The sequence below is a fragment of the Rathayibacter sp. AY2B7 genome, assembly GCF_002931635.1.
Lineage (GTDB): Bacteria > Actinomycetota > Actinomycetes > Actinomycetales > Microbacteriaceae > Rathayibacter.
Window position 1 is genome coordinate 1 of sequence record NZ_PSUC01000151.1, and the last position, 5390, is coordinate 5390.

Sequence of the window (5390 nt, forward strand, 5' to 3'; positions counted from 1 at the left end):
GGGCAGACTAGCGCAGGCGGGCTCGGCGGTTCGAGGGGGCTGCTCAAGGGGGTGGTGCTGGTCCTCCCGACGCTATAGACGGGCCTTGCGACTGATGGCTGGATGAGACGGATTCAGGTTGTAGTGCCCCATTCGGGCGTGGTGGTCGGGCTCGTATCAGCGATTCCGCTGAAGGACTGGCGAACCGCCGCGCATGCGTGTACACGGAACGGTCACACGCGCTGTCGACGACGGATCGGAGGGCGGATGTCGGATCGGGAGGGGACTCCGGGAATGCCCGTCCGTGGAATGGACGAGGGGGAGTGCTGCTCGGTCGAGGAACGGCGACCCTACCCGGCGACTCTGGACACGGCCCCGGGCCGGGCCGCTGGGCGAGAGAATTGACCGGGCGTTCACCGGGCCGACCCCGCGCCGAAACACTGCGATGATGGGCTCTCCACTGGTGATCGCCGTCGCACCCGCGTCGCGGATCACCCGCCGCGGGCGAGCGGCGGTCCCGACGAGAGGGAGGACGCGATGGACACGGCCACGACCGCGACCGGCGACCGGCCGTCCACCCCGCCGTCCCGGGAGCGCCCGAGGCGCCCCCGGGTCCGCGCTCGCACCGTGATCGGACGGCTCCTGCTCGTCCCCCTCGTGATCCTCGCCCTCTTCGGCGCCGGGATCCCGCTCTACGTCACGCCCCCGATCGACCCGATCCCCGAGCAGGCGGACGCGGTCTTCGTGCTCGGCCCGTCCACGAGGGCGCGCGTCGAGTTCGCCCGCCGGATCATCACCTCCGGAGCGACGGACACGATGGTGCTCTCGGTCGGCCCCGGCGAGATGAACGCTCCCTACGAGGCCAAGAAGTACAAGAAGTGCAACGAGCCCGGCGGCGACGTCCTCTGCTACTCCGCCGACCCGCTCACGACCCAGGGAGAGGCCCGGCAGCTGCGCGACATGGCCGAGCAGTACGGCTGGGATCACGTCATCGTGATCACCAACGCCTCCCACCTCGTGCGCGCCGAGATGATCATCGAGCGCTGCTACTCCGGCGAGCTCTCGATGGTGCCCTCGGGGGAGCCGATGGGCCTGGACTACCTGGTGAACCAGTACATCTACCAGACCGGCGCGTTCCTCAAGGCCTTCCTGGTCACCAACGGCTGTTGACGCGAGCACTCCTCCTCGAGCCGCCGAGCCCGCCTGCGCTAGTCTGCCCGGGGCGCCATCGGCCCCGAGCCCGCTCCTGCGGAGCCCGGCCGGCCCGGCCCACGACGGCAGCGCGGCAGGAGGATCGACCGGGGAGACCCGCGACGCTCCCCGCTCCGCACCGGTCACCCCCACGCGAACCCCCCCGAAAGGCCCGCCCGTGACACCTGCCCGATCGATCTTCGCCGTCGGCCGCGGCCAGTACGAGAACATCGGCGACATCATCCTGCGCCGCCAGCTCCTCGACTGGCTCCGCGAGTCGGGTCCGCTCCACGTCTACGTGGGCCACTCGCCGTGGGGCTACGACGACGGCCTGCGCCTGGGCCCGGACGACACGGTGTACCGCTCGCTCCTGCGCTGGTACGCGGCGCTCGCCCGCGAGGCCCTCGCCGGCCGGGCGAACTCGGTGTTCAAGCCGGGAGAGATCCAGCTGACCCTGATCGGGATGAAGGAGCACCTCGTGATGCTCCCGGGCATCGCCCTGGTGCGCCTCGGCGGCGGCCGCGTCATCCGCGCCGGCGTGGGCACCCGCAACTTCGCCCCGCTGCCCCGCGCGATCATGTGGCCCTCGATGGCGCTCTCGAGCTACACCCGCTGGCGCGACGACAAGACCGCCGGCTACATGCGCGTCGGCGCCGCCATGCCCGACCTCGGCTACGGCGAGGGCTCGAGCGACGCGGAGCTGACCGCGTTCGCCGCGCAGCCCGACGAGGAGCGGCGCGTGCTGGTCCTCTCCCTCCGCGAGGACCACGAGGTGGACGCCCGCCCCTACCCCGAGCAGGAGTGGCTGGCTGCGATCAAGGGCTTCGCCGAGCGCGAGGACCTCGACATCGTCGTGGTCACGCAGGTCGCCGTCGACGCCGAGCGCTCCCGCCGTCTCGCCGCCGACCTCGACGCGGACATCCTCGACTGGGATCCGGCGCACACCCACGACGAGCACGAGATCCTGCTGCGCGAGCTCTACCGCACGGCCCGCGTCGCGATGAGCGACCGGCTGCACGTGATCATCATGGCGTTCACCGAGGGCGCCGCCCCGGTGAGCCTGCAGATGGACGGATCGACGAAGGCCTCGCGCCACTTCGAGACCATCGGGATCCACGACGTCACGGTCGACATGTCCCGGACGACCCCGGCCGCCGGCGTCGAGACCTTCTCCGCCGTGGTCGCCCGCCGGAGCGAGCTGCTCGAGAAGCTGCTCGTCGCCCGCGGGCGCCTCCGCGGCGTCCGCGACGACATCCAGGCGCTGCTCGCCGTGCCGCCCCGCAGCCGCCCGGCCGCCGTTGCAGCCCCTGCCGGCCCGAAGACGCGGGTGTACCACGTCGGCCGCAGCGGAGAGGTCCCCGGAGGCATGACGCAGGTCGTCAACGGGTACCTGCGCTGGCCGTTCGAGCGCTCGGACGTCCGGGTGATCTCCTCCCGCACCGCTCCGGGGAAGCACGTCGCCGCGGCCCGCCTGGCCGCCGGCGCCGCCGCGCGCATCGTCGCGATCGCGCGCCGCGAGCCCGGCGCCGTGATCGTCGTCCACCTCTCGGAGCGCGGCTCGTTCCTCCGCGAGGGATCCCTCCTCCGCCTCGCGCACCGCCTGGGCCTGCGCACGGTCGCCCACCTGCACGGCAGCGAGTTCGCCGCCTTCACCGCCGCGCACCCGCGCCTGGTGAAGGACGTGCTGCGAAGCGCGGACGAGATCATCTCGCTCTCGGAGGAGACCTCGGCGATCTGCCGCCGCTACGTCCCCGCCGAGCGCGTGCACCTCGTGCCCAACGCGCTCGAGCAGGGCACCCCGCGCGAGAAGACCCGCACCGTCGTCTTCGGCGGCGTCGTCAGCCACCGCAAGGGCGTCGACGTGCTGCAGAAGGCGTGGGCGCAGGTCGAGGGCAAGGAGGGCTGGCGCCTGCTGGTCGCCGGTCCGATCCGCGAGCCGGAGGTCGTCGACCGCGGCGTCCCGGGGATCGAGTTCCTCGGCTCGCTCGAGAACGCCCGCCTGCTCGCCCTGCTCGACGAGGCGTCCATCGCCGTCCTGCCCTCGCGCGACGAGGCGATGCCGATCTTCATCCTCGAAGCTCTCGCCCGCGACGCGGCCGTCGTCTCGACCGCGGTCGGCGGCATCCCCGAGGTCCTCGGCGACGGCTGCGGCCGCGTGGTCGCGCCCGGAGACGTGGAGGGCCTCGCCGCCGCGCTGACCGAGCTCATCACCGACGAGGACGCCCGTGCCGAGGTCGTCGAGAAGGCTGGGGCGCGCTTCCGCGAGCGCTTCTCCGCCGACGCCGTGTTCCCGCGGGTCGAGGAGGTCTGGCTCGGCTGAGCCGCCTGCGACTTCGCCCCGGATCGCGCCCCGGGCCCCGCTCCGGGCCTGGGCGGAGCCGCAGGAGCGTAAAATCGGTGGAGTCCGCGTCGCCGTGCCGTCGCGCGCCCATCCGTCCGCTCCCGGACGCCTTCTCCCTCCATCCCAGAGAGGCTCGACCGTGGCCATCGCCGCCGACTCCGACCGCCGCCTGTGGACCCTGCCCCTCGCGCGCGCCGTGATCGCGGCGGTCGCCGGCTGCGTCGTCACCTTCTCGCCCGACCACGGGCCCGCCTTCGGCCTCGCCGTCTTCGGCGGCTTCGCGATCGCGACCGGCGCCGTCTCGCTCGCCCTCGGGCTCCGCAGCTGGAGCGGCCGGGCCCGCCCGCTCGCCCTCGGCTCCGCGGTGCTCACCCTGGTCGCCGGAGTCGCGGCGCTCGTCGCGCTCCCGGTCGCCAACCTGCTCTCCTTCGTCGCCCTCGTCGCCGGCTGGGCGCTGCTCTCCGGCTTCCTCGAGTTCTCGAGCGGCCGCCGCGGTCAGGGCCTCGCCGCCCGCGACTCCGTGATCGTCGGCATCGGCACGATGCTCCTCGGCGCCGCCTTCGGACTCCTCCCGCCCCACCCCGTCGTCACCGTCGGCCTCCTCGGCGCCTACGCCGTGATGGTCGCCGTGTTCCTCGCCATCGCGGCGTTCTCGCTCAAATGGGCCGCCGGCGCCGACGCAGCCACCGGACATGATCCCGTCGCCCCCACGACACCGACCTCCGGAGGAGACCGATGACCGCCGAAGGCCAGCACCACGACCCCGCCTCTCCCGCCGACCGCGCCTCGGCGGCCGACTCCGCCCCGGCGCGCGACCCCGGCGAGTTCACGCCCCGCACGTTCCAGCCGACGCGCAAGGACCGCCTGCGCCCGCTCGAGCTCATCGGCTTCTCCGCGGTGATGGCGGCCTTCGTCGGCCTGGTCGTCATGCTCTCGACCCGCGAGCCGGTCGTCGCGCTCATCTCGTTCGGCGTCGCCTTCATCGTCGTGCTCGTCGCGATCGCCATGTTCTCGCTGACCTTCAAGCCGGACGAGGCTGAGATCGCGGACATCGACGAGCAGGACTCCGCTCACTAGGTCAGGGACGGCTCCGCCGTCACCTAGTCGGCCGGGAGCACAGCGTCGCGGGTGGAGGGTCCCTTCCGCCGCGCATGCTGATCGAGCAGCCCGCAGGGCGTCTCGGGATCCCGCCTGCGCACGCGGGCGCCGCTTCCGCGTCGGTGGTCGCGCGTAGCGTGCGGAGGGTGGCGGAGGCGATCGGGCGGTGGTGGCAGCGGCGGCGGTTCTCTCGCGGCGCCGACGTCCCCTACGCGGTCGGCACCTACCGGGAGGCGTGGGCGTCCTACCCCGTCCTGGTGCGGCAGTACCGGCCCGAGTACAACGAGGGCATCGTGCTCAGCCAGATCCCGCCCGCGGCCGACGTCTACCTGTGCTGGCTCTGCGACGCCGGACACGTCTTCGTCGCTACCCCTGAGGAGCAGCGCCACCGTCCCGGCCGGGAGCGGCGCCGCTCCTCCTGGTGCCCCGACTGCGCCGAGCTCGCCTCGCCGCGCCTGCCCCGGGCCGCGCCGATGATCGGCGGTCGGCTCGCCGAGGTGCTCGCGCCGATGTCCGCCCCCGACGACGGCTCCTTCGTCCTCCTGGCGCCGCCCGCCGTGATCGCGCGGGGGCTCCCGACGTCCGCATCGCCCACCGGCCGCGGGTCCGCGTCACCCGCCGACCCGAGCGGATCCGCGCCCGCCGCGTCGTCGACTCCTCCGTCCGCTCGATCCACCCCTCCGGCTGCCGCCGCTCCGGCCGCGCTCCCGCCGCCCCGGGTCGACGTCGTCTACTACATCCGCTTCGGCGAGCGGATCAAGATCGGCACCAGCGGCAATCC

4 protein-coding genes and 1 pseudogene are annotated in these 5390 nt (G+C 73.4%); all 5 read left to right on the top strand.

Translation table 11 applies throughout. The features are described 5' to 3' along the window. Positions 1-516: 516 nt before the first annotated feature. Entirely contained in the window at positions 517-1149 is a 633-nt protein-coding gene (locus tag C5C27_RS16390) for a YdcF family protein (protein ID WP_104314933.1), read from the top strand. 199 nt (positions 1150-1348) lie between these two features. Next, positions 1349-3490 (top strand): glycosyltransferase family 4 protein, encoded by a 2142-nt coding sequence (locus tag C5C27_RS16395; RefSeq protein ID WP_104314934.1) that lies wholly within the window; start codon positions 1349-1351, stop codon positions 3488-3490. Positions 3491-3650: 160 nt separating this feature from the next. Continuing rightward, positions 3651-4250, top strand: a complete 600-nt coding sequence (locus C5C27_RS16400; RefSeq protein WP_104255875.1) for a DUF308 domain-containing protein — start codon at positions 3651-3653, stop codon at positions 4248-4250. Next, on the top strand, positions 4247-4588 hold the full coding sequence (locus C5C27_RS18700) for a hypothetical protein (protein ID WP_258066838.1): 342 nt from the start codon (positions 4247-4249) through the stop codon (positions 4586-4588). The genes C5C27_RS16400 and C5C27_RS18700 overlap by 4 nt, the downstream gene beginning before the upstream one ends. Positions 4589-4755: 167 nt before the next feature. Then, positions 4756-5390 (top strand): annotated as a pseudogene (locus C5C27_RS18705) (hypothetical protein); the annotation flags it as partial.